This window comes from Hymenobacter sp. UV11, assembly GCF_004684095.1.
In the GTDB taxonomy this organism is placed as follows: domain Bacteria; phylum Bacteroidota; class Bacteroidia; order Cytophagales; family Hymenobacteraceae; genus Hymenobacter.
Genome location: NZ_SRII01000007.1, coordinates 260,786 through 284,515, shown reverse-complemented (window position 1 = coordinate 284,515; position 23,730 = coordinate 260,786). Strand labels below are relative to the sequence as shown.

The following is a 23,730-nucleotide window of genomic DNA, read 5'->3' as shown; positions in this document are numbered from 1 at the left end:
CACTGAAGAGTCATTTCTCGCTAAAAAAGCTATTGCAATCGTTTGCAGAAGACTTTTTGTCGAGTATTAACTCTTTGAAAAAAACTCATTTTCTTGCCCACAGCTTCTCGAACATTAACGATTGTGTAAATAAGACGGCTAGTGCGCCAGTAATTACTGATGGATAGCTTACGCGGCGGCGGGTAGTCTGGAAAGCAAACTACCCCCACTACGCAGCCCGAAGCGGCTGCGTAGTGGGGGTAGCAATGGAGCCGGGCCGGCTGAGTTCAGCGGGTAGCTGGGCTACTCGGCCACGGGCACCATGGGCGCCACTTTGCTGGCTACATGCTCGCCGCGCACTAGGCGCGAGTAGAGCGAGATTTCCTGGTCGAAGAGGAAGCGCAGCAGCACTTTGGTGTAGCTGGTGTGGTGCAGCAGCGGCTCGTAGAACTCGGGGGCCAGCTTGTGCAGCTCGGGCAGCTTGTTCCAGGGCACGCCGGGCAGGTCGTGGTGCTCGTTGTGGTAGCCGATGTTGAGGTGCACGCCGTTGAGGCGGCCGTAGTAGGAAGTAGTTTCCTGCTCGGGGCTGAGCACGAGGTAGTGCTCCTGAATCCAGCGGGCGCCCACCGGGTGCAGGCTCACCGAAAACCAGAAGCTGAAGAATAGGTACAGAAACGCCGCTGGCCCCAGCCACAGGTACATGCCCAGGTTGAAGGCAATCTGGGCCACCCAGTTGGCCGCGATGTACTTATCGAACGGTACCACGCTGCGGCAGCGAAAGGTGCGCACTACTTGGAAAATCGGGAAGAAGAACAGCCACACGGCCTTACCAATGGCGTAGTGCTGAATGAGCTTGGCCTCGTAGTGGTCGGGCAGGTCGGCGTCGTGCTCGAAGTGGCCCAGCGCCGAGTGGTGCTTGAGGTGATACTTGCGAAAGCTCATGGCCGTGGGCAGCACCATGGGCAGGTTGGCCCCGATGCCCACCGCCGCGTTGGCCCACTGGCCCTTGAAAACAAGGTTGTGGGTGGCCTCGTGAATAATAACGAACAGCGTGTGGCAGATGAACGCACCTACCAGGTAGGCCACGGCCAGCGACCAGTACCAGGCCTGCCCGCGCAGCAGGTAGGTAAGCAGCACCTGGGCCGCCACGCAGCCCGCCGTGATGAGGGCCGTGGTAGAGTTACGGGTCATCAGGCGCTTTACTTCGGGGTGCGCCTTAAGCAGCTGGCGGGCGCGCACGTGGTGCGACACAGGCTCGGCGGTGGGGATGTAGGCGAGGGGGGCGGTAGCCATAAAAAAATCGGTGGAATCCGGCAAAAGCGGCCTGGGACTGCTAAGGTAACCCCTTTTCGGCGCGCAAGTTTGCCAGCGGCCTACCCCCCTACCCCGGTTCCGGGGCCTTAATGCGGGGGTCGAACGCAAAATCTTCGCGGCCCGCGATGCGGATTTGGATAAAGTCGGGGTGGCGGGTATTGAGCACGTAGTTGTACTCGTGGGCAATGATGGACGAGGGCACCCGCAGTACGGCCGTGGCCCGGCGGCGGTACCAGGCCGCGCCCAGCGGCTGGCAGCGGGCATAGGCGCTGGTGGGCTGCCAGTCGGGGGGTAGGGCGGCCAGCGTCAGGTCTTCCACGGCCAGCTCGTCAGGCACCGCTATCCGAATGACGCTGAACAGGTTATTCAGCCCCTCACCACTACGGTGCACCACGTTTTCGAGGCAGGCCAGCGCCCGGCTGCCCGCGGCGTAGATGACGAGCTGCCCGCGCTCGTTCCAGCGGCCCGAATTGCCGGAGGCCACCAGCTCGCCCGCGTACTTGGTCAGGCAAATGCGGTAGATTTCCACTCGTGAATCTGGCTGTTGGCTATTGGCTATTGTTTTTTCTAAACGAAAGCTAGCAGCTTAAAAAAATCAGGCAAAGTCGCCGTAGGCAATGCGGCTCACCTCCTCGGCTACCAGGTCGATGCCGCCACTCGTTTGGAGGAGGGCCAGCGGCAGCTGGTTGTCGAGGCCGAAGGCAGGCTTGCCCAGCCAGCGCCGAAAGGCCGTGGGCTCGCCAAATACTTCGCCGCCCTGCCGGGCCAGCGCCAGCAGTTTGAGCACCTGCTCGCTGGCGGCCGGGGCGAGGCGCTTGTTGGCATCGCGGTAGGTGCGCAAGGTTTTGGTGGTAGTGTGCAGCAGGTCAGCTAGCTCGTCGGTGCTTAGCTGCAGTAAGCTGGCTACGGCAAAGGCTGCTTTGGCGGGCACGCCAGAGCGCGCCTCCATTACGAGGGCAAAAGAATCGGTGACAACAGCGGCCAGGCTGGCCAGCGCTGCCGGCAGGTGGCTAGAAACGTAGTTGGGCGTGGCAAGCATAGCACAAGTAAAGTGGACTAGCCCAATATAACTGGGCAAAGACCCGGCAAAGATGGGAAATTTTTCTTTATAAAACGGAAATTTTTCTTTTTCGTTCCGCCAATGGCCTTGCCTACACGCTTGCTAGGTAACGCTTGTGGCCGTTGGCCCGTTTGCGCTAGCTCACCTACTTGCGTGTAGTTATATGCCGTCCCTACCCCTCCCCCAGCGCGTGGTGGCGCTCGAAGAGCACATCACCTTTCCCGATATGGTGCAGCGCGTGCCGCTGGCCGCCCGGCAGCAGGCCGGCTGGCCCTCCAACAACAACCCCGACTCGCCGGTGCGGGCGCAGCAGGCTCAGCTGGCCGAAATCGGCCCCGAGCGCCTGCGGCTAATGGAGGAGGCTGGCATTACGGTGCAGGTATTATCGGTGTCGGGGCCGGGCGCCGAACTCCTACCCCCCACCGAAGGCCCAGCCTTCGCACAGGAGTACAACGACCGGCTAGCCGAAGCCATCGCCCGGCACCCCGACCGCTTTGCCGGCTTCGCGCACCTGCCTATGACCAACCCCGCGGCGGCGGCCGACGAGCTGGCGCGCACCGTGAACACGCACCACTTTCGCGGAGCCTTACTAAACGGCACCACCCAAGGCTTGTTTCTGGACGACCCGCAGTTTGCGCCGCTGCTGGCCCAGGCCGAAGAGTTGGGCGTGCCGCTGTACCTGCACCCCGGCGTGCCGCCCGCGTCGGTGCGGAACGTGTACTACGACCGCCTACCCCACGGCTTGGGCGAGCGCCTAAGCATGGCCGGCTTCGGCTGGCACGCCGAAACTGCCATTCACGTGCTGCGCCTCATCCTGAGCGGCACGCTGGAAAAGTACCCGCGCCTCAAGCTCATCATCGGCCACATGGGCGAAATGCTGCCCGTCATGATGGACCGCGCCGACATGACCATGCCCGCCCACGAAACGCACCTCCCCCGCAGCATCGCCCAAACGCTGCGCGACCAAGTGCACATCACCACCAGCGGCATTTTTACGCGCCCACCCCTGGAGGCCGCGCTGGCCACGTTTGGGCTAGATAACATCTTGTTTTCAGTTGACTACCCCTACGCACCAAATAAGCCGGGCCACGAGTTCTTAGCGGGCCTGCACTTGCCGCCGGCTGATATGGCTAAGCTGGCTTACCAAAACGCCGACCAGCTGCTGGGGCTCTAAGCCGCCTAGTCTGCTGCGCTTGCAAAGGGCCTTCTCCCAGCTAAACAACCCGCTACCGAACTGGTCACCGAACGCCCGGAAGCGTGGCAAGCTCTTAAATTAAGTCGCCTAGCTCTTTCACTCCAATCGGCCGCTCCACGGTGTAGCCTTCCCCGAATTCCACCCCAATCAGGTGCCCAAATTCGCGGGCGCGGGCTTCCATGAAGTGCGAAAAGGTTTGGCCCGAGAGGTAGGTCACCGGCGCGGTAGGGTCAGCATTCGTGTTGAAGAACTGCGTACCATAGGCATTGATGCTGGCCCACTTGCCGGCCCAGTGCGGGGTAATATCAATTACAAAATCGGCCGCAATCTGGCGGTCCTGGATGTAGTGGTACACGTGCTTGGGCCGCCAGGCAGCCTGCGGCTGGCCATCTTCATCGAGCGTTTCAATCATGCGCAGGCCACTCAAAAAGCACGCATCAGTAGCCAGCTGCGCGCCGCGCCCGTGGTCGGGGTGCCGGTCCGATATGGCGTTGCAGAGTACGATTTCGGGCTGGTAGCGCCGAATGGCCGCGATGAGCGGCAGTTGGTGCTCGCGGTCGTTCTTGAAAAAGCCGTCGGGTAAGCCCAGGTTTTCGCGCACGCTGAGCTGGAGAATCTTGCTGGCCACCGCCGACTCGGCCGCCCTGGTTTCGGGCGTGCCACGCGTGCCCAGCTCACCCCGTGTAAAGTCCACGATGCCTACTTTCTTACCCGCCGCCACGGCCGCCAGCAGCGTACCCGAGCACGACATCTCTACATCATCGGGGTGGGCCCCCAGGGCCAGAATATCTACCTTCATCACGGATTATGCGGATTTAAACGGATTACACAAATTTTGTGGACGATTAACCTTCCCTAAACAAGGCTAGTACTTGACGACGGAAAGCAGGACGTCCACAAAATCTGTATAATCCGTGGTTTTACTTCACGCGCAGACTATGGCCGGGCTGGAGCTTACCGCGCAGCTTAGGGTTGAGACGCTTGAGCGTGCTCACCCGCACGCCGTAGCGGTCAGCAATTTCGGATAGCGTATCGCCCGAGCGAATCTTATGCGTGGCCACGCGGCGGGCAGCCGTGGGCTCGCTGTGGCTGCGACTGCTCCGGTGCACGGCCCGGTTATAGTAGTTAAACAGCGCCGAAGTAATGGTAAACGTCTCACCCCGCAGCTTGTAGTCGGGGAAGTCATATAGGTAGGTTGGATTGATGGGATTGCCTTCGTAACGCACCTCAAAGTGCAGGTGCGAACCCGTACTCCGACCTGTGCTCCCTCCCAAGCCAATGACCTGGCCGGCTCGCACAAAAGTACCCACGGGCAGCAAGGGCTTGCTCAAGTGTCCATATAAGGTTTCGAGGCCATTGTAATGACGCACAAGCAGATAATTACCGTAGCCACCACCGTCCCACTTGCTGATACGAATCACTCCGTCGAAGGCTGCGCGCACCGAGTCGCCAGTTTCCAGGTCGAGGTCAACCCCAAAGTGCCAGCGCCCCCAACGGAACGTAAAGCCCGAGGTAACGGGGGTAGTCAGGAGGGGCATTTTGGCAAATCGCTGCCGCTCCGGCTCGGTTAGGTGTAGCATCAGCGTATCACGGATGCGCCGGCCATCAACCCGGTAAGGATTGATGTTGTGCGTATCCCAGATAGAATAATAGCCCGCCACCTTTACCCACGAAGAGTCGATAAGCACTTCGTCCGACATTTCCACAATCTCTTGCCCACCCTCATTAAGCGTAGTGGTATCCTCGCTCACAATACTGAGCTTGCGGGCCGGGTTAAAAATGGACTTGGCGGCGTCCGACCTGTCATCGGGTATCTCCTCCGTTTCGATGATGGTTGTCGTATCCGGCTTCACGTAACGCATGGTAGGCGTGCGAATACGAAAGAAGTCGCGGTTTTGCGGCATGCCGGCCCGCGCCTTGGGGGCGGACGTTTTTTTGCGGCGTTGCGCCTGCGCTGGCGCGCTACCCCCCAGCCAGCAGGCCAGGAACAGCAGGAGCGCTAGGAAGCGAAAGAACGGCTTGGGGAAATTCAAATGAAGCCCGTAAGTAGCAGCAGTGACCCGATATTCAGACCACTGCTGCGTGTTAACAAAAAGTCGCCGGCTTGGGCGTTAGGTTGCATCTAAACGGCTTTACCTAGCCATGCAGGCCTGCTAGGTAGCGCTCGGCATCGAGCGCGGCCATGCAGCCCGTACCGGCGGCCGTTACAGCCTGCCGATACGTGAAATCCTGCACATCACCGCAGGCAAAGACGCCATCCACGTTGGTCTTGGAGGTGCCGGGTAGGGTTTTCAAATACCCTTGCTCGTCGTGGTGCAGGTAATCATGAAAAATCTTGGAGTTAGGCTCGTGGCCGATGGCTACGAAGAACCCATGAACGGGGATTTCGCGCGTTTCGTGCGTCACCAGGTTCTTTACGCGCACGGCCTCTACGGCGTGCTCACCCAGAATCTCATCGGTAGCCGTATCAAACAGTACCTCAATCTTGGGGTTATCAAGCACCCGCTTCTGCATGATTTTCGACGCCCGCATGGCATCCTTACGTACCAGCATGTACACTTTCGAGCACAAGTTGGCCAGGTAGTTAGCCTCCTCGGCGGCGGTGTCGCCGGCGCCCACAATGGCTACCTCCTTGCCCCGGTAAAAAAAGCCGTCGCACACGGCGCAAGCCGATACGCCCGAGCCATTCAGCCGCGCCTCGGAGGGTAGGCCCAGCCACTTAGCTGAGGCGCCGGTAGCGATAATAACCGAGTCGGCCGTTAGCTCTACCGTTTCATCCACGGTGATTTTGTGCGGATGCCCCGAAAAGTTAACCTTTGTCGCAATGCCGTAGCGGATGTCCGAGCCAAAGCGGGTGGCCTGCTTTTTTAGGTCCTCCATCATCTCCGGGCCCATGACACCGTCGGGGTAACCCGGAAAATTCTCTACGTCGTTGGTAATCGTAAGCTGCCCACCGGGCTGCAAGCCCTGGTACATGACGGGGTTCAGGCCCGCCCGCGCAGCGTAAATAGCGGCCGTATAACCCGCCGGACCCGAACCAATAATCAGGCAATGAATGTGTTCCATATGTAAGGTAAGCTTTAGCTTGCCGTAATGACAATTCAGATAAGTTGACCGGGCAAGCTAAAGCTTACCCTACAAAAAACCCCAACCTCACGGTCGGGGTTTTCAGTTAACAAATTTACGCAGAAATTAGCCCAAATAGGGCTTCAGGGCCTTCGAGCGCGACGTATGACGTAGGCGGCGAATAGCCTTTTCCTTTATCTGGCGCACCCGCTCACGGGTCAGGTTGAATTTCTCGCCAATCTCCTCCAGCGTCAAAGCCGCCTCGCCATTCAGCCCAAAGTAGAGCGTAATAACGTCAGCCTCACGCTTGGTGAGCGTTGAGAGGGCCCGCTGCACTTCCTTGCGCAGCGAGTCATTCATCAGGCCCGAGTCCGGCTTTTCTTCGTCCTCGTTTTCGAGCACGTCGAGCAAACGGTTTTCTTCCCCCTGCACGAACGGCGCATCTACTGACACATGGCGACCCGAGATTTTCAGGGTATCCACGACCTCAGAAGTAGTTAGTTCAAGTACTTCAGCAATCTCTTCGGGTGAAGGCTCGCGCTCAAACTTCTGCTCCAACTCCGAGAACGACTTGCTGATTTTGTTCAGCGAGCCTACTCGGTTGAGGGGTAGGCGCACGATGCGGCTCTGCTCAGCCAAAGCTTGCAGAATGCTCTGGCGAATCCACCACACGGCGTAGGAGATAAATTTAAAGCCACGGGTTTCGTCAAAGCGCTTGGCTGCTTTGATAAGACCAAGGTTACCCTCATTGATGAGGTCACCCAGGCTAAGACCCTGGTTCTGGTACTGTTTTGCTACCGACACTACGAAACGCAGGTTGGCTTTCGTCAATTTTTCGAGCGCTTTCTGGTCACCATCGCGGATGCGCTGCGCCAGCGTCACCTCCTCGTCGGGTGTCAGCAGGTCCACTTTGCCAATCTCCTGGAGGTATTTATCCAGCGACTGGCTTTCGCGGTTGGTAATCTGCTTGCTGATTTTTAGCTGTCTCATCGGTAACGGCGCTAACTAGGTAATTCTAAAGAAGTTATTCGGAAAGTAATAGGTATTTCGAGCTTATTCCAATCTAACCGAAATCAACAAGGCTATACGAGCGAAAGTTCTTTTGGGTCATTTGGCAAGGGGGTAGGCCAGCGGGTATGCCGGCCTACCCCCTACTCAAAAATTACGCCTGCTTTTCGAGCAGCACTTTGCGCGAGAGGCGATACTTGCCGGTTTTCTTGTCGATGTCCACCAGCTTCACGTCAATTTCCTGGCCCACTTCCAGCACGCCTTCGAGCGAGGCAATGCGCTCGTGCGTTACTTCCGAGATGTGCAACAGGCCGTCCTTACCCGGCATAATCTCCACGAACGCGCCGTAGGGCTGAATGCTGCGCACCTTGCCTTTGTAGGTTTCGCCCACTTCGGGCTGCGCCGCGATAGCGCGAATGCGGTCGATAGCACCCTGCATATCGTTCTGATTGGCGGCGTAAATGCTTACATGGCCTTTCTCGTCCTTCTCCTCGATGATTACCGTGGCGTTGGTATCCTTCTGAATCTGCTGGATTACTTTGCCGCCCGGCCCGATGATTGCACCAATGAACTCTTTGTCAATCAGCATCTTGTGCGAGCGCGGCGTGTGTGCCTTCAACTCAGCAGCCGGGGCGGCGATGGTCTTGGCCATCTCGCGCAGAATGTGCAGGCGGCCTTCGCGGGCCTGGTGCAGCGCGGCGGTCAGAATCTCATTACTCAGGCCCTGGATTTTGATGTCCATCTGGCAAGCGCAAATGCCCTTCTCCGTGCCGGTTACCTTAAAGTCCATGTCGCCGAGGTGGTCCTCATCGCCCAGGATGTCCGAAAGCACAGCGTACTCGCCGGTTTCCTTGTCCTGCACGAGGCCCATGGCGATGCCAGCCACAGCGGCCGAAATCTTCACGCCGGCATCCATCAGCGCCAGCGAACCGGCGCACACCGTAGCCATCGAGCTGGAGCCGTTCGACTCCAAGATGTCCGACACGATACGGATGGTGTAGGGGTTTTCATCGTCGGGCGGCAGCACCTGGCGTAGCGAGCGCAGGGCCAGGTTGCCATGGCCGATTTCGCGGCGGCCAGCACCGCGGTTTGGCTTCACCTCGCCGGTCGAGAAACCGGGGAAGTTGTAGTGCAGCATAAACTTGGAGTAACCCTTGGCCAGCGGCTGGTCGATGATTTGCTCATCAAGCTTAGTGCCCAGCGTAGCTGTAGTCAAACTCTGGGTTTCGCCACGGGTGAAGATGGCCGAGCCGTGAGCACCGGGCAGGTAGTTGATTTCCGACCAGATAGGGCGAATTTCGGTGAGCTGGCGGCCGTCAAGGCGCACGCGCTCCTTCACCATCATATCGCGGATGGCCTTCTTCTCAGCCGACGAGTAGTAGCGGCTGAACAGCTTGGTGTCCAACTCCGGCTGCTCCGCCATCAGCTTGTCCAAAAACGCCTTTTTGACGGCCGAGAAGCCTTCCTTGCGGCCACCCTTGCTGGTATTGCCGGTGCGGGCTACGTCGTAAGCACCCTGGTACACGCCATCGCTGATGAGCTTCTTCAGCGTCTCGTTTTCTTCGTACTTAGGGTACTCGCGGGGCTGCGACTCAGGCGTGCGGCCCACAGCCTCAGCCAGCTCCTTCTGCAGCTGACACTGGGCCTTGATGGCTTCGTGGCCGAAGGCGATGGCGGCTACCATCTCTTCTTCGCTCACTTCCTTCATGGCACCTTCCACCATGGCCACTGAGTCGGCGGTAGCGCCCACCATCAGGTCCATATCGGCGCGAGCCAGGTCCGAAGTTTTGGGGTTAATCTGGAACTGACCGTCGATGCGAGCTACCCGTACCTCCGAAATCGGGCCGGCAAACGGAATATCCGAAATCGACAGCGCGGCCGAGGCAGCCAGGGCGGCCAGCGCGTCGGGCTGCACTTCTTTATCAGCCGAGATGAGGGTAATCATTACCTGCACCTCGTAGTGGTAGTCTTTGGGGAACATGGGCCGCAGGATGCGGTCCACGAGGCGGCAAATGAGGATTTCGTAGTCGCTCAGGCGGCCTTCGCGGCGCTGGAACGAGCCGGGAATCTTACCAGCCGAGCCAAACTTTTCCTGGTAATCTACCGATAGCGGCAGGAAGTCAACGCCTTCGCGCTGGCTCGGGGCCGATACAACGGTGGCAAGCAACATCGTGTCGCCGAGGCGAACTACAACGGCGCCATCAGCGAATTTGGCGAGCTTGCCGGTTTCGATGGAAATCTGGCGGCCGTCGGGCAGCGCCAGGGTTTTGGTAATCGCGTGGGGAGCGGGCATTTCTGTGGGTTGGACGTTAGACGTGAGACGCGAGACATGAGAGGCTGTACGGGCACCCCGCTTCAACAGGACACGAGCAAGCCAGGGCCTGCGCATGTCTACTGTCTAACGTCTCATGTCTAAACAGACAATGGGCAAAAAAAAGAGTAGGGAACCCTCGTTTGGAAGGCTCCCTACTCTCAGCGGGTGGGCTTACTTACGGATACCCAACTCCTTGATAATGGCGCGGTAGCGGTTGATTTCGCGGTGCTGGAGATAATCCAGCATGCGGCGGCGCTTGCCTACCAGCTTCAGCAGACCCAAGCGGGTGCTGTGGTCTTTCTTATTAACTTTCAGATGCTCCGTGAGGTGCTGAATGCGGTGCGTGAACAGCGCAATTTGCGACTCGGCCGAACCGGTATCGGTGGTAACTTTCTGAAGGCTGTTTTTTTCGAAGATGGCCTGTTTGGCCTCGGTCGAGAGTATCATCGGCAGATAGGGAGGACCCGTCTTAGATTGAAAAAATAGGAAAAATGCGTACCCCACAACTCGGGGCGGGTGCAAAGGTACGCAGTTTTGGGCGCAATTCCTAGTTCCCCTCCACAATGGGAGTTGCCAGCCGCCGTAGCCGCGGGAAGCGGGGTAGCCGCTGCGCTAGCCGGCGCCAGAAATCCAGCTCCAGCAGCCCCGAGTCGTTATAGGCCTGGTAAAGGAAGAAAGCCCCGAACGGAAATAGAATAGCGTTCGACAGCCACATCCCTACCCCTACTGGTAGCACGAAGTCGCGGCCATACTTCGAGCCCATGGTATCGAATACGTAGAAAACGATAAAGAACAGGATAGATACCAAGATAGGAACTCCCAGGCCGCCCTTTTTAATGATGGCCCCGAGCGGCGCCCCAATCAGAAACATCAGGAGCACGGCCGTCGATTGCGTGTACTTACGATACACCTCAATGCGAAACTCCGCCGACTCGCGGGCAATCTCATAGAGCCGCTGCGAAGTCGCCGTTATAAACGAGTTCACGTTGCGGGCCCGATTGAGCGCCTGCTCGACCTGGGTGGCCGTGAGGGGGGGTAGGCGCGAGGCGGGCACCTGCAGAGCCGCAAGCTTGCGGTTCTGGGCACGGCCCATTGTATCGAGCCGCAGGTACGTGTAATAACCACCCAGCCGTGCTGGAAGCGTGCGGCGCTCGCGGGCCAACGTACGCTGAATAGAATCGGAGGCGTGGAAAAGCTGCGGAATGTTCAGCATCATCCGGTTGGTACTGAAGAGCTCCTTCTTCGTGTTGTTCAGGTCAAACGAGGCCAGCGAGAAGGTTATCATGTTGCGCTTGAAACCCTGCCGGTAGAAAGAGGCTGCCGAGCGGTTCTGGGCATCGGGCTGCTCTATGTACTCGTGCCCCCTAAACAGCTCAAAACCAAGATACTGCCCATTAAACCGCGTAAACATGCGGCCCGAATCGGCCAATATCACCGTGGCATTACCCGTTTTTTGGGTATGGTCATAAATCATGATACCCATCAGGATATCCTTTTCCAGGCCGACTTTCTTATCTACCTTGATAGTGTAGCCAGGAATGCCATTGTAGAAAATGCCAGGCCGAATATCCAGCGCCAGCTTTTTCTGGCGCACATCCCAAAGCAGGCTGTAGGCGCTAAGGTTAGCCTTGGGTACAATGCTGTCGTTAAACCAAAAAGCGATGCCGGCCAGCATCAGGCTAACCAGCCACACTGGCCGCAGAATACGCGTCAGTGCCACGCCCGAGGCCTTAATTGCCGTTAGCTCGTGATGCTCGCCTAGGTTGCCATACGTCATCAGCGACGATAGCAACACCGCTAGCGGGAGCGAAATAGGGATGATGGTGACGCTGAGAAAAAAGAGCAGCTTCAAAATCACCTCTATCCCCAAATCTTTTCCTATAATATCATCTAGATATTTCAATAATAATTGAGTCAGAAAAATAAACTCAACGACCGCAAACGTAAGCAGAAAGGGCCCGGCGAAGGCCTTCAGAATAAGTTTATCTAGCTTTTTCACAAAAGTGTAGGGTAAGCTTTAGCTTGCCGAGTTGTGCTTGTTATCTGAGCGATTTTCTTGCAGTAAGCGAAAGCTTACCGCACAGCCTAACGCCAGTTCCTCCCAGGATAGTGCCTACCCCCCTACCTGCTCCCGAAGCTTGCCCACGAGCCCTTCCCAAAGCTCCGAATGCTCCTGCGTATCGGGATGGTCGGAGTAGTCCGTTACCCGCAAAAATACCTCGTCCGTGATGCGCGACGACTCCAGGGTAAAGTCCAGGTAGTTGGCGTCGTTGAGCGGCCGCTTGTGCTCATCTAGGAACACGTAGCGAATGCTACGGCCGGGGCGCTGGGTAGCAATTTCGGCGTAGTGGCTTTGCTTGTCCCACACCATGTCGAGGCGATGGTCGGGGTCGAGGCGCACATCGTCGCAAAACCACTGCGACAGACCGGAGGCGGAAGCGATGTAGGGGAAGAGAATTTTAGGAGACGCGTTAATCGAGTATTCCATCTCGAAGCGGCGCTTAGCGGCGGCGGGCATAGCCATGTGTATGAGTAAGAGGAAAGTGGCCCGTCACCAATCGCTAAAAAGCGGCTCTGCGGGCAGGAAAACAAGTATTTTTAAGCGAACGCTTGCGGAGACAGGTTTTTTTTGTACCTTTGCGCTCCCAAACCACCAACTGGCGGGGTAGCTCAGTTGGTTAGAGCACAGGATTCATAACCCTGAGGTCACGAGTTCAACTCTCGTCCCCGCTACTTTTATCGAGCCCCACTTTAGCTTAGGCTGGAGTGGGGCTCATCGTTTGTAATCAGCAAAACCGCTGATTACCAGCCATTTCGATACTTACAACATAAAAAAGCGCTTGCCTCCACTTTGGGGGGCAAGCGCTTTTCAGAGTCAGTCGAAAGGTTTAGGCTACACCCGGTAGCCTTAGCCGCATTACTTCACTTTCTCAACGATGCCCGCAAAAGCAACGGGATGGTTCAGCGCGAGGTCAGCAAGCACTTTGCGGTTGAGTTCAATGCCAACCTTCTTGAGGCCGCCCATCAACTGCGAATACGAGAGGCCATGCTCACGGGCGCCAGCGTTGATACGCTGAATCCAGAGGGCGCGGAACTCGCGCTTCTTCACCTTGCGGTCGCGGTAGGCATAGAGCAAGCCCTTTTCTACGGCGTTTTTCGCAACGGTCCATACATTCTTGCGCCGGCCATAGTAGCCTTTGGCGAGGCGCATTACTTTTTTGCGGCGGTGGCGCGAGGCCACATGGTTTACACTCCTTGGCATAACCTACTTGTTTTTGGCAGCCGGCGCGTGGTTGCTTGAGAAACGAATGTTTCAGCCGGAAGCCTGGTGATAGTTTAGATATTCAGCATCTGGCTTACCCGGTTCATATCGGCCGAGCTAACGAGGCCGCTACGGGTAAGAGCGCGCTTACGCTTGGTGCTCTTCTTGGTCAGGATGTGCGACTTGAAGGCGTGCTTGCGCTTCACTTTGCCGGTACCAGTCAGCTTGAAACGCTTCTTGGCACCCGACTTGGTTTTTACTTTGGGCATGGGGTTGGTTGATTATTGATTGTTTGGTACTGACGCTGAACGACTTACTTAGTCGGCAACGGCAGCCATCAACAAACGGGGTTAGGCTATTCGGTGGCGGCGGGCTCCTGCGCCGGCTTTTCCTCCTTCTCCTTGGGAGCTTTAGGTTTATCGGCGGGGGCAGCGGCGGGCTTGGGGGCAGCTTTGGCTACTACCGCCGCCTTGGGAGCCAAGTAGAGGAACATGCGCTTGCCTTCCAGCTTGGGCAGCTGCTCTACTTTAGCCAATTCTTCCAGTGCCTGTGCAAACTTGAGCAACAAAATTTCACCGCGCTCCTTGAAGACGATACTCCGGCCCACAAAGTGAACGTAAGCTTTAATTTTGGCGCCTTCCTTCAAAAACTCTTGCGCATGCTTGAGTTTAAAGTCGAAGTCATGGTCGTCCGTATTGGGTCCGAAACGGATTTCCTTGAGGACTACCTTAGTTTGCTTAGCCTTTAGCTCGCGGGTCTTTTTCTTCTGCTCGTACTTAAATTTCGAGTAGTCGATGACGCGGCACACGGGCGGCACGGCAGTGGGCGAAATCTCCACCAGGTCCAGGTTCTGGTCCTGGGCCATTTTACGGGCTTGGTCGGTCGGGTAAATACCCTGCTCGACGTTATCCCCCACAAGGCGAACCTCGCGGGCGGTGATTTTCTGATTGATTTTGAACGGCTCCTCCACCTGCTGGCGGGGCACGTACCGACGATTCGGGGTAGCTATGGCGAAAGTCCTCCTGCTAAAATGTGGCGGCAATAGTACACTAAGTGAACAACCGGCTCAAAAGCCAGTCGTTCGGGGGGCAAATATCCGAATTTTTACCCGCAAATCCTAATTAAGCTGTTAGCTTTTAGCTATTAGCTGTCAGCCAGGGAGTAAATGTAGTTGCTTACCCCATAAATTAACAGCTAACAGCTAACAGCTAACAGCTTAACTGTTAGCCCATTGCCTCAGACACCTGGCTATTAACGCTCTTGATGAAGCTGTCAATCGGCATTGAGCCAATGTCGCCTTCGCCGTGGCGGCGCACGCTTATAAGGTTATCCTGCGCTTCCTTTTCGCCAACCACCAGCAGATAAGGCGTTTTGGCAATCTCCGCGTCGCGGATTTTGCGGCCAATGCGCTCGTCACGGGCGTCGACGGTGCCGCGCAGTTCGGCGGCTTCGAGGAGGGCCTTCACTTCGTAGGCGTAGTCGGCAAATTTATCGGAGATGGGTAGCACAATAAACTGCTCGGGCGAGAGCCAGAGCGGGAAATTGCCGGCCGTGTGCTCGATGAGCACGGCTACGAAACGCTCCAGCGAGCCAAACGGGGCCCGGTGAATCATCACGGGGCGCTGCTTGGTGTTGTCGGGCGCCACGTACTCCAGGTCAAAGCGTTCGGGCAGGTTGTAGTCTACCTGAATGGTGCCGAGCTGCCAGCGGCGGCCCAGGGCATCGCGCACCATGAAGTCAAGCTTAGGGCCGTAGAAGGCCGCTTCACCTAGCTCCGTCACCGTATTCAGGCCCTTTTCGGCGGTGGCTTCCTTGATGGCATTTTCGGCCAGGGCCCAGTTTTCGTCGGTGCCGATGTACTTGGTCTTGTTCTCGGGGTCGCGGAGTGAAATCTGGGCCGTGAAATCGCTAAAGCCAAGCGCTTTAAAAACGTACAGCACCAAGTCAATCACCTTCTGAAACTCCTCCTTTACCTGGTCGGGGCGGCAGAAGATGTGCGCATCGTCCTGGGTGAAGCCGCGCACGCGGGTGAGGCCGTGCAGCTCGCCCGACTGCTCGTAGCGGTACACGGTGCCAAACTCGGCGAGGCGCACCGGCAGGTCGCGGTAGCTGCGGGGCTTGGTGCGGTAGATTTCGCAGTGGTGGGGACAGTTCATCGGCTTGAGGAAGAACTCCTCGCCGGGGTTAGGCGTCTTGATGGGCTGAAACGAATCGGCGCCGTATTTCTCATAGTGGCCGCTCGTTACGTACAGCTCCTTGGAACCGATGTGCGGCGTCACAACCGGCTGGTAGCCAGCCTTTACCTGGGCCTTGCGTAGAAACTGCTCTAAGCGCTCGCGCAGGGCGGTACCCTTGGGCAGCCACAGCGGCAAGCCGGCCCCTACCCGCTCCGAAAAGGCGAATAGCTCCAGCTCCTTGCCTAGCTTGCGGTGGTCGCGGCGCTTGGCTTCTTCGAGCTTTTCGAGGTACTCGGTGAGGTCCTTGGCCTTGGGGAAGGTGATGCCGTAGAGGCGGGTAAGCTGCTTATTTTTCTCATCGCCGCGCCAATAGGCGCCGGCCACGTTCATTATTTTAGCGGCCTTGATGGTGCCCGTATCGGGAATGTGCGGCCCACGGCAGAGGTCGGTGAAATTGCCCTGCGAGTAGAACGTAATCTGGCCATCTTCGAGGCCGTCAATCAGCTCCAGCTTGTAGGGGTCCTGCTTCTCGGTGAAGTAGGCAATGGCCTCGGCCTTGGGCACTTCGCGGCGCTCAAACTTGCTCTTATTCTTGGCTAGCTCCAGCATTTTCTTCTCGATAGTCGGGAAGTCGTCGCTCGAAATGGTACGGCCTTCGCCGAGGTCTACGTCGTAGTAGAAACCATTTTCGATGGCCGGGCCGATAGCCAGCTTCACGCCGGGGTAGAGCGCTTCGAGGGCTTCGGCCATGAGGTGAGCCGAGGAGTGCCAGTAGGCCTGCTTGCCGCCGGCGTCGTTCCAGGTGAGAATTTCGAGGGTAGCGTCGTCGGTGAGGGGGCGGTGCAAGTCGCGGATTTCGCCGTTTACTTTCACGGCCAGGGCATTGCGGGCCAGGCCTTCGCTGATGCTGGCGGCAAGGTCGTAGCCCGTCGAGCCGGCTTCAACCGCGCGGACGGAGCCGTCGGGGAGAGTGATATGGAGCATAACTACTAAGCTGTTGCTTGCGGTGAGCGCAAAGCAGGCGCAAGTTACGCCGGGGGGCATCAGGAAGTAAAATCAAGCGCAGCTTTATACATTTCAGCCCCCCCTACCCCCTCCTAGCGAACCGGGCGCGCCAGCAGCGGCGCCACGGGCTGAGGCCGGCTGTTTGGTTCCGCAGCCGGCCGGCGGTAGTAGTTCGGGGCGGGGCGCAGGCTATCAGGCAAAGCGGCCCGTACCTGCCCCCCCGTTTTCCATACTTTATAAGTCCAGTGCTGGTTAGTAGGGTTTTCGAGCACGAGCATCTGGTACTGGCGCAGGGCTTCGGGCAGGCGATGCCGCTCTTCCAAGGCCTCGGCCAGTATAGCGCGGGCCTGGGGCAGGCGCGGATTGAGACGCAGGGCGCGCTGCAAATGCGGGATAACTGCGGCCGGCCGCTGGCCGTGGGCGCTGGCTGCCAGAGCAATACGGTAGTCGGCCCGGTACTGCGTGGTATCGAGGGCCAGGGCGCGGCGGTAGTACCGCAGGGCACTGTCGGGGCGGCCCAGCAGCTCCAGCTGGCGGCCGTAGTCGTAGTGCAGGGCGCCAGAAGCGGAGTCGAGCCGCAGGCCCCGGCTGGCGTAAGTGGCGGCCTCTTCCGGCACGCGGTAGGCATTGAGCAAGAAGGCCAGCTGGTGCAGAATTTCGGGCTCGCGCGGGTCGCGGGCCAGGGCCGCGCGCAGGTAGTCGAGGGCCTGCGCGGTGTCGCGGGTGGCCGCGTAGGCTAAACCTTTATAGAACAGCGCGGCGGGCTGGTCGGGGTCGAGGCGGAGGGTACGGTCGAGGCTGGCCAGCGCGGCGTCGTACTGATGCGCGGCGAGGCGGGTTTCGCCTTCGAGCAGCGGCAGCTCGGGCGAGTTGAAACCCGCGTCGGCGGCGCGGCGCGCGGCGGCCAGCGCCTGCGTGAGGCGGCCGAGGGCGCGGTAGGCCCGCGCCTGCAGGTAGTACAGGTCGCCATCCTGGTCATCAATGGCCAGCGCGGTTTCTACATCGTGCAGGGCAGCTACGGGCTGGCCAGCGGCCAGGCGCAGGGTGGCACGGCGGGCCAGCAGCCCGGTATTATCTGGCTGCTGCTGAATGGCGCCATCTAGCTCATCGGCCTGCACGCGAGGGCCACTTTGCACGGTGGCCAGGTCCACGAGGGTATCGGGCCGCTCGGCGGGGGTAGTATGGCAGGCGGCCAGCAGCAAAGCCAGAAAGGGAAGAAGCCGGCGGGGCATGGGGGTAGGGCAACCGTAAAACTGGTCAAAAATAACGCCGGCGCCGGCTTGGCTGGTAGCCGCGCGCCGCCGACCGGCCGCCAGCGCGCAAATTTGTGCGTTGAACAGACACGCAGCTCCGGGCTTTCGGAAGGCAGCGCAATTATTTAGCTATGAAAATTCTCCTTGTCGAAGACGAGCCCTCGGTGGCGGCCTTCCTGCATCAGGGCCTCACGGAGCAGGACTACACCGTGGACCTGGCCGCCGATGGCCTGCTGGGCCTGCGCCGCGCCCAGAGCACGCAGTACGACTGCCTGATTCTGGACCAGATGCTGCCCGGCCTCAGCGGCCTAGAGGTGTGCCGGCAGGTGCGCGCTCACGACCCCGGCGTGCCCATTCTGATGCTGACGGCGCTGGGCGAAACGGATGATAAAATCCGGGGCCTCGACGCGGGGGCCGATGATTACCTGGTCAAGCCTTTTGCCTTTGCAGAATTGCTGGCGCGGCTGCGGGCGCTGGTGCGCCGCCGCACCGACGCGCCCGCCGCCACCGCGCCCCTGCGCCTGGCCGACCTCACCCTCGACCCGGCCACCAAGCGCGTGGAGCGGGCCGGCCAGCCTATTCAGCTCACCGCCCGCGAGTTTGCGCTGCTCGAATACCTGCTGCGCCACCAGGGGCGGGTAGTGAGCCGGGCCGAGCTGCTGGAGCACGTGTGGGATATGAGCTTCGACACGGGCTCCAACGTGATTGACGTGTACATTAATTTTCTGCGCAAAAAAGCGGATAAGGGGTTCGCTACCAAGCTCATTCATACCCTAGTAGGCATGGGCTACGTGCTGCGGGAGGGGTAGCGCCTGCCGCTTCCGGCTTGCCTCCTACCCCCCTCTTTTCGCCCCACGCTATGTCTATTCGCCTGCGCCTGGCGCTTCAGTTCGGCACCTTGCTGGTGGTGACGCTAGTGCTGTTTCTGATGGTGATTTACTTTTTCACCCAGCACACACGGCGCGAAGCCTTTACCCAAAGCCTCTTTAGCCGGGCTGAGGTGATGGGGCACGTGTACGCCGATGGCCAGGTGCACGCCGACTCGGGCAAGGTGGCCTCGTACCGGCGCTACCTGCGGCAGCTCTACCGCACGCTGCCCGCCGAGGAGGGCCGGGTGTATAATGCGGCGGGGCAGCTGGTGTTTCGGGAGGGGCAGCGCAGCTTTAGCCGGCCGGTGCCGGCGGCCTGGCTGCAACAGGTGCGCCGCACCGGCCGGGCCGTGCTGGAGCCCGAGCACAATTTTCACGAAACGGTGGGCATGCTCTACGCCGACCCGCGCCTGGGCGAGCTGGTGGTAGTGGCCTCGTCGGTGGATGAGGACAGCCGCCAGCAGCTGCGGCTGCTGCGGCAGGTGCTGGCGGTGGGCCTGCTGGCGGCCGTGGTCTTCACGGGCCTCGGGGGTTGGGTTTTTGCGGGCCAGGCGCTGCGGCCGCTGCGCCGCATGATTGGCGAAGTCGATGGCATTACGGCTTCGGACCTGGGCCAGCGGCTGAGCCACGCCGCCGGCCCCGCCGATGAGCTCGACCTGCTGGCCACGCGCTTCAACCAACTGCTCGACCGCCTCGAAGCGGCCTTTGCCGGGCAGCGCACCTTCGTGCGCGACGCCTCGCACGAACTGCGTACGCCCCTCACGGCCCTCACCGGCGAGCTCGAAGTAGCGCTGCTGCAAGCCGAGCGGCCCAGTGCCGAGTACCGCCGCGTGCTGCAGCGCACCCTCGATGCTGCCCGCCAGCTCACCAGCCTCACCAACGGCCTGCTGCAAATTGCTCACGCCTCCGGCGACCCTTCGCAGCTGGCAATGGGGCCGGTGCTGCTCGACGAGCTGCTACTGCTGGCCCACGAGCAGGTGGGCCGGCGCTACCCCACCTGCCGCATCGACCTAGAGTTTGGCGAAGGGGCCGAGGCTGGCGCGTTCACCGTCACTGGCAATGAGCCGCTGCTGCTCTCGGCCATGCTCAACGTGCTCGACAATGCCTGCAAGTTTTCGGTGGGCAGCGAGCAGCCCGTGACGGCCACGCTGGCCCGGCGCGGGGGCCGCCCTACCCTACTGGTAGCCGACGAAGGCCCCGGCCTCGCGGGTGCCGACCTGGAGCAGGTCTTCGTACCATTTTTTCGGGCGGCGGCGGCGCGGGCGGTGCCAGGCCACGGCATTGGCCTACCCCTCACGGCGCGCATTATGGCCCTACACGGTGGGCTGGTGCAGCTGGCCAGCGAGCCGGGCCAGGGCACCCGCGTGTGGCTGGAATGGCCCACCACCGCCGGCCGCTAACCCGATTGTTGTTCTGCTAGCCGCCAGCCACTGCCCTACCCCCTCGCTACACGCGGTTGGCAGCGCACGCTCATGCCTGCTGTGCCGCCCCACAGGCAGTCAGTCACTTAGCAAATTATTGCTTTTTCAAGTAGCATAACTTATTTAATTACAGAATATTAACTTTTTAATTTCTTTTTAACTTCACTTTAATTTCATCTTAATTGCGCTGAGGTACACTTGTAGCTACAAACCAGGTTTCTGGTCGCGGCCCCCTTCCTACCCACCCTCACGCAAGTATTTTATGCAAGTAAGCTCTGTTCCGGCGCGCACGGGCACCCCCATTGCCCCCACAGTGCCCCCGGTTCCGCCCGTGCCAAAGGCCTCCATATTCGGGTCAATTGGCCAAGATGCGCCGGCGGGGCTAGTGGTGTTTTTAGTGGCGCTGCCACTGTGCCTGGGCATTTCGCTGGCTTCGGGCGCACCCTTGCTGGCGGGCATGGTATCGGGCATCGTGGGCGGGCTGCTAGTGAGCGTGCTCAGTGGCTCGGCGGTGAGCGTGAGTGGGCCAGCGGCGGGCCTCACGGTGGTTATTCTGTCGGCCATTTCCACGCTGGGCTCGTGGCCGGCGGTGCTGGCGGCTACGGTCGTGGCGGGGGCTATTCAGGTGCTGCTGGGCGTGGCGCGGGCGGGTATTATTGCGCTGTACTTTCCGGCGGCAGTTATTCGCGGCATGTTGGCCGCCATTGGCATCATCTTAATATTGAAGCAGCTGCCGCACTTTCTCGGGGCCGACACGGATTACTTCGAGGACATGGACTTTCTGCAATTCAATGGCCAGAACACCTTCTCGGCCATTGGTGCGGCAGCGCGGCACATCAGCCCCGGCTCGGTGCTGGTGGGGGGGGTAGGGCTGGCGCTGGTGCTGCTGTGGGGCAGCGCGCCGGTGCGCCGGCAGCCCTGGGCCCGGCTGGTGCCGGGCGCCCTGGTGGCCGTGCTGGCGGCCGTGGCTCTCAACTGGCTGCTGCAACAGGTAGCTCCGGCCTGGCAGGTGCGGCCTCAGCACTTGGTAAAGCTGCCCGTGGTGACCTCACTGGGCCAGCTGGCGAGCGAGATGATTTTTCCCGATTTCAGCGCCCTGCGCAACCCGGCTACCTACGGCGTAGCTTTCACCATCGCCATCGTGGCCTCGCTCGAAACGCTGCTTAGTGTGGAGGCCGTGGACAACCTCGACCCGCACAAGCGCCACACGCCCACCAACCGCGAGCTGCTGGCCCAGGGCGCGGGCAACTTGGTAAGCGGCCTGCTGGGCGGCCTACCCCTCACGGCTGTTATCGTGCGCTCATCGGCCAATATCGCGGCCGGCGGACAAACCAAGCTGGCGGCTTTTATTCACGGTATTCTTTTGTTGACAAGCCTCTTGTTTCTGGGCGCGTTGCTAAACATGATTCCGCTGGCGGCGTTGGCGGCGGTGCTGCTGGTGGTGGGCTTCAAGCTGACCAAGCCGGCACTCTATCGCCAGCAGTGGCAGCTGGGCTGGGCGCAGTTTGGGCCGTTCATTATTACCATCGTGGCGGTGCTGTTTACCGATTTGCTCAAGGGTGTGAGCATCGGGCTGGTGCTGGGCTTTTTCTTCATTCTGAAGGACAACGCCAAAGCCGGCTCCTACCTGCGGCGCGATGAAACCGACCTTAACCCCGACGACATCCACAGCGTGCTGCACCTGCGCTTGCCCGAGCACGTATCTTTCCTCAACAAGGCCAGCATTGTAACCACGCTGGAGCAGCTGCCCAGCGGCAGCCGCGTCCTACTCGATGGCTCCCGCTCCGACGTTATTGACCACGACGTGCTCGAAGCCATCGAGGCGTTTCGGCAGGCGGCCCCGGCGCGGGGCATCGACCTGGAGCTACGCGGCATTACGCAGGTAGCCATGGTGGGCCACTAGCTGCTGGCCGCTATTTTTTGTTCATCTATTCCCCTGTTTTCTTCTTTATGAACACGTATTTCAACCAAGCCGTTATTCCCACTACTGGCGGCGTGCAGGACATTCTGGCCAACAACCGCAAATGGGTGGCCGACCGCAACGCCGAAGACCCTAACTTTTTTAAGCGCCTGGCAGATGGCCAGCAGCCGCGCTACCTGTTCATCGGCTGCTCCGACTCGCGGGTACCTGCTTCGGGCATTACGGGCACCGGGCCGGGCGAGATGTTTGTGCACCGCAACATCGCCAACATGGTGGTGCACACCGATATGAACCTGCTCAGCGTATTGCAATACGCGGTAGAAGTATTGGGCGTGCGCGATATTCTGGTAGTGGGCCACTACGGCTGCGGGGGGGTAGCCGCCGCCGCCGCCGATAAGCAGTATGGCCTGATTGACAACTGGCTGGTGAATATCCGCGATGTGGTGCGCCTGCATGAAACCGAGCTGCTGCGCATCCCCAACGAAACCCAGCGCCTACGCCGCCTCGTGGAACTCAACGTTGTGGAGCAAATTCGCAACCTGGCCAAAACCAACATCATCCAGAATGCGATGCGCAGCGACAACCCACCCCGCCTGCACGGCCTCGTATACGACATTGCCGACGGGCGCCTCAAGGACCTGGAAGTGAGCGGCCAGACCGTTATCAGCGACATGGCGCACATCTACGGCACGCAGGCGGCGCAGGTAGCTGACGCTGGCGCCGCCCCGGCCGACGAGCCTAGTCCCGAGGAAGAGGGCAGCAACTACCAGGATGCGCAGTTTAGCAACCACGAGTCCGTGCCCGAGCGGGTAGGCGCTTAGGCTCAGCTCACTAAAATAGAATGGCCAGTAACAGAAGGGGCCCGGCTACTGCAGTAGCCGGGCCCCTTCTGTTACTGGCCGGTGGTGCTCGTGGCAGGCGTGGCTCGCAAGCTCTCATACCAGCGGGCGTGCAGGCGGTCGCGCCGGGCCACGGCCCGCAGCAGGGGGGGTAGCAGCTGCTGGCACAAGCGGTTCATGGCCAGGTCCTCGCTGGTATAGGTAGGCAGCTTGATGGCCTCCTGAAGCACCCGAATGGCGCGGCGGCGCTGGCCCTGGTACTTGTATATCCGGGCCAGGTCGTAGCAGTATTGAATACGCGTTGAGTCGAGCTGCCGGGCTTTTTCGAGGGCCAAAACAGCCTTTTTAGTGGAGGCTCCCTGGGGGTAGCCGCCCAGCACAATGCGCGAAAAGGTCTTTTCCAGCACGTTGTAGTGCGCCACGCGGTAGTGCCAGCGGCCCAGCAGCTGCCAGGCCTCGGGCAGGTCGGGCCGGTGCTCTACGGCCAGAAAAACCGGCGTGCGCAGCTCCTTGAAAATTCGCAAGCGGTCGCGGGCGCTTAGCAAGCCAGCCTCGCTAAAGAGGGCCAGCGCCAGAGCGTAGTTGCTTTCGCCGCCCAGCGGGTGCACGGCCACGGCGCGAGTGGCATAGTCGCGCGCCGCGCTGAAATACGCCTTTTTGCGGGTTTCGTCCGAGTAGCGGTTGCCGATACGTACGCTGAGCACGGCCGCCTGCCACAGGCCCGTGTAATTGCGCGCGTTGAGCTTGAGCGCTTCCTGGTACTGGGCCAGCGCTTCCGAGTCTTGGTACTTGGCTTGCAGCGCGGCGGCCTGGCGCAAGTGCCGACGCAGGGCTACCGAGTCGGGGGCCAACGAAGTGCGGGTAGTCGGCTGGCTCACCAGCTCCGCCCCCTCGGGCATGGCCGGGAACGAGGGCTGCGACGTAGTGGTGGCCTTCTGCGCCGCGGCCACGCGCGGGCTACCCCACCCCAGCAGGCCCAGCACCAACACCCCTATTTTAACGCGACCCAATGGCATAGCTCCTCAATAACGGCGCAGCTCCCGGCTA

The 23,730-nt window shown here is 60.0% G+C and carries 21 protein-coding genes, 1 tRNA gene and 1 pseudogene; 6 read left to right on the top strand and 17 right to left on the bottom strand.

Features of this window, described 5'->3' with window-relative positions:
- Window positions 1–282: 282 nt before the first annotated feature.
- The 3 genes from E4631_RS15195 to E4631_RS15185 all read right to left on the bottom strand — a co-directional run bounded on the left by E4631_RS15195 (window position 283) and on the right by E4631_RS15185 (window position 2,332).
- Window positions 283–1,272, bottom strand: coding sequence for a fatty acid desaturase (locus E4631_RS15195; RefSeq protein WP_133656447.1), 990 nt, complete (start codon window positions 1,270–1,272; stop codon window positions 283–285).
- 88 nt (window positions 1,273–1,360) lie between these two features.
- Entirely contained in the window at window positions 1,361–1,822 is a 462-nt protein-coding gene (locus E4631_RS15190) for an RES family NAD+ phosphorylase (RefSeq protein ID WP_133656448.1), read from the bottom strand.
- Window positions 1,823–1,888: 66 nt separating this feature from the next.
- A complete protein-coding gene (locus E4631_RS15185; protein WP_133656449.1) occupies window positions 1,889–2,332 on the bottom strand; it encodes an antitoxin Xre/MbcA/ParS toxin-binding domain-containing protein in 444 nt (147 codons plus the stop codon).
- 184 nt (window positions 2,333–2,516) lie between these two features.
- Between E4631_RS15185 and E4631_RS15180 the strand changes: the two genes are divergently transcribed.
- Window positions 2,517–3,527 carry an amidohydrolase family protein gene (locus E4631_RS15180; protein ID WP_133656450.1) on the top strand — a complete coding sequence of 337 codons (1,011 nt, stop codon included), beginning with the start codon at window positions 2,517–2,519 and terminating at the stop codon, window positions 3,525–3,527.
- Between the two features lie 94 nt (window positions 3,528–3,621).
- On the opposite strand, the gene bshB1 is transcribed toward E4631_RS15180, so the two are convergent.
- The 8 genes from bshB1 to E4631_RS15140 form a co-directional block, all read right to left on the bottom strand.
- Window positions 3,622–4,347 carry a bacillithiol biosynthesis deacetylase BshB1 gene (gene bshB1 / locus E4631_RS15175; protein WP_133656451.1) on the bottom strand — a complete coding sequence of 242 codons (726 nt, stop codon included), beginning with the start codon at window positions 4,345–4,347 and terminating at the stop codon, window positions 3,622–3,624.
- A gap of 121 nt (window positions 4,348–4,468) precedes the next feature.
- On the bottom strand, window positions 4,469–5,581 hold the full coding sequence (locus tag E4631_RS26950) for a M23 family metallopeptidase (protein WP_302476324.1): 1,113 nt from the start codon (window positions 5,579–5,581) through the stop codon (window positions 4,469–4,471).
- 103 nt (window positions 5,582–5,684) lie between these two features.
- Window positions 5,685–6,614: a thioredoxin-disulfide reductase gene (gene trxB, locus E4631_RS15165; RefSeq protein ID WP_133656452.1), complete on the bottom strand. Its 930-nt coding sequence runs from the start codon at window positions 6,612–6,614 to the stop codon at window positions 5,685–5,687.
- Window positions 6,615–6,740: 126 nt separating this feature from the next.
- Complete coding sequence (locus tag E4631_RS15160; RefSeq protein ID WP_068333804.1) at window positions 6,741–7,604, bottom strand: RNA polymerase sigma factor RpoD/SigA; 864 nt, start codon at window positions 7,602–7,604, stop codon at window positions 6,741–6,743.
- A gap of 172 nt (window positions 7,605–7,776) precedes the next feature.
- A complete protein-coding gene (gene pnp, locus E4631_RS15155) occupies window positions 7,777–9,915 on the bottom strand; it encodes a polyribonucleotide nucleotidyltransferase (protein WP_133656453.1) in 2,139 nt (712 codons plus the stop codon).
- 192 nt (window positions 9,916–10,107) lie between these two features.
- A complete protein-coding gene (rpsO, locus tag E4631_RS15150) occupies window positions 10,108–10,383 on the bottom strand; it encodes a 30S ribosomal protein S15 (protein ID WP_133656454.1) in 276 nt (91 codons plus the stop codon).
- 100 nt (window positions 10,384–10,483) lie between these two features.
- Window positions 10,484–11,935: an LptF/LptG family permease gene (locus tag E4631_RS15145; RefSeq protein WP_133656455.1), complete on the bottom strand. Its 1,452-nt coding sequence runs from the start codon at window positions 11,933–11,935 to the stop codon at window positions 10,484–10,486.
- Window positions 11,936–12,049: 114 nt separating this feature from the next.
- Window positions 12,050–12,460: an START-like domain-containing protein gene (locus E4631_RS15140; RefSeq protein WP_240734947.1), complete on the bottom strand. Its 411-nt coding sequence runs from the start codon at window positions 12,458–12,460 to the stop codon at window positions 12,050–12,052.
- 135 nt (window positions 12,461–12,595) lie between these two features.
- Here E4631_RS15140 and E4631_RS15135 point away from each other — a divergent pair.
- A tRNA-Met gene (locus E4631_RS15135) sits at window positions 12,596–12,669 on the top strand.
- 184 nt (window positions 12,670–12,853) lie between these two features.
- Here E4631_RS15135 and rplT read toward each other — a convergent pair.
- The 5 genes and pseudogenes from rplT to E4631_RS15110 form a co-directional block, all read right to left on the bottom strand.
- Window positions 12,854–13,198, bottom strand: a complete 345-nt coding sequence (rplT, locus tag E4631_RS15130) for a 50S ribosomal protein L20 (protein WP_133656456.1) — start codon at window positions 13,196–13,198, stop codon at window positions 12,854–12,856.
- A 74-nt stretch (window positions 13,199–13,272) separates the two neighbouring features.
- Window positions 13,273–13,467, bottom strand: coding sequence for a 50S ribosomal protein L35 (rpmI, locus tag E4631_RS15125; protein WP_133656457.1), 195 nt, complete (start codon window positions 13,465–13,467; stop codon window positions 13,273–13,275).
- Window positions 13,468–13,667: 200 nt separating this feature from the next.
- Window positions 13,668–14,207: pseudogene (infC, locus tag E4631_RS15120) on the bottom strand (translation initiation factor IF-3); the annotation flags it as partial.
- Between the two features lie 214 nt (window positions 14,208–14,421).
- On the bottom strand, window positions 14,422–16,359 hold the full coding sequence (gene thrS / locus E4631_RS15115) for a threonine--tRNA ligase (RefSeq protein WP_133656458.1): 1,938 nt from the start codon (window positions 16,357–16,359) through the stop codon (window positions 14,422–14,424).
- Between the two features lie 113 nt (window positions 16,360–16,472).
- Entirely contained in the window at window positions 16,473–17,612 is a 1,140-nt protein-coding gene (locus E4631_RS15110; protein ID WP_133656459.1) for a lipopolysaccharide assembly protein LapB, read from the bottom strand.
- 152 nt (window positions 17,613–17,764) lie between these two features.
- Between E4631_RS15110 and E4631_RS15105 the strand changes: the two genes are divergently transcribed.
- From E4631_RS15105 to E4631_RS15090, 4 genes are all read left to right on the top strand, one after another.
- Window positions 17,765–18,442 carry a response regulator transcription factor gene (locus E4631_RS15105; protein ID WP_133656460.1) on the top strand — a complete coding sequence of 226 codons (678 nt, stop codon included), beginning with the start codon at window positions 17,765–17,767 and terminating at the stop codon, window positions 18,440–18,442.
- 50 nt (window positions 18,443–18,492) lie between these two features.
- A complete protein-coding gene (locus E4631_RS15100) occupies window positions 18,493–19,902 on the top strand; it encodes a HAMP domain-containing sensor histidine kinase (RefSeq protein ID WP_133656461.1) in 1,410 nt (469 codons plus the stop codon).
- A 283-nt stretch (window positions 19,903–20,185) separates the two neighbouring features.
- Window positions 20,186–21,826 (top strand): SulP family inorganic anion transporter, encoded by a 1,641-nt coding sequence (locus E4631_RS15095; RefSeq protein WP_133656462.1) that lies wholly within the window; start codon window positions 20,186–20,188, stop codon window positions 21,824–21,826.
- Window positions 21,827–21,873: 47 nt separating this feature from the next.
- The gene (locus tag E4631_RS15090; RefSeq protein WP_240734945.1) at window positions 21,874–22,665 is read left to right on the top strand and encodes a carbonic anhydrase; all 792 of its coding nucleotides are present in this window, start codon (window positions 21,874–21,876) and stop codon (window positions 22,663–22,665) included.
- Between the two features lie 71 nt (window positions 22,666–22,736).
- Here the strand turns inward: E4631_RS15090 and E4631_RS15085 are convergent, their stop codons facing one another.
- Window positions 22,737–23,699, bottom strand: coding sequence for a hypothetical protein (locus E4631_RS15085; RefSeq protein ID WP_133656463.1), 963 nt, complete (start codon window positions 23,697–23,699; stop codon window positions 22,737–22,739).
- Window positions 23,700–23,730 lie beyond the last annotated feature (31 nt).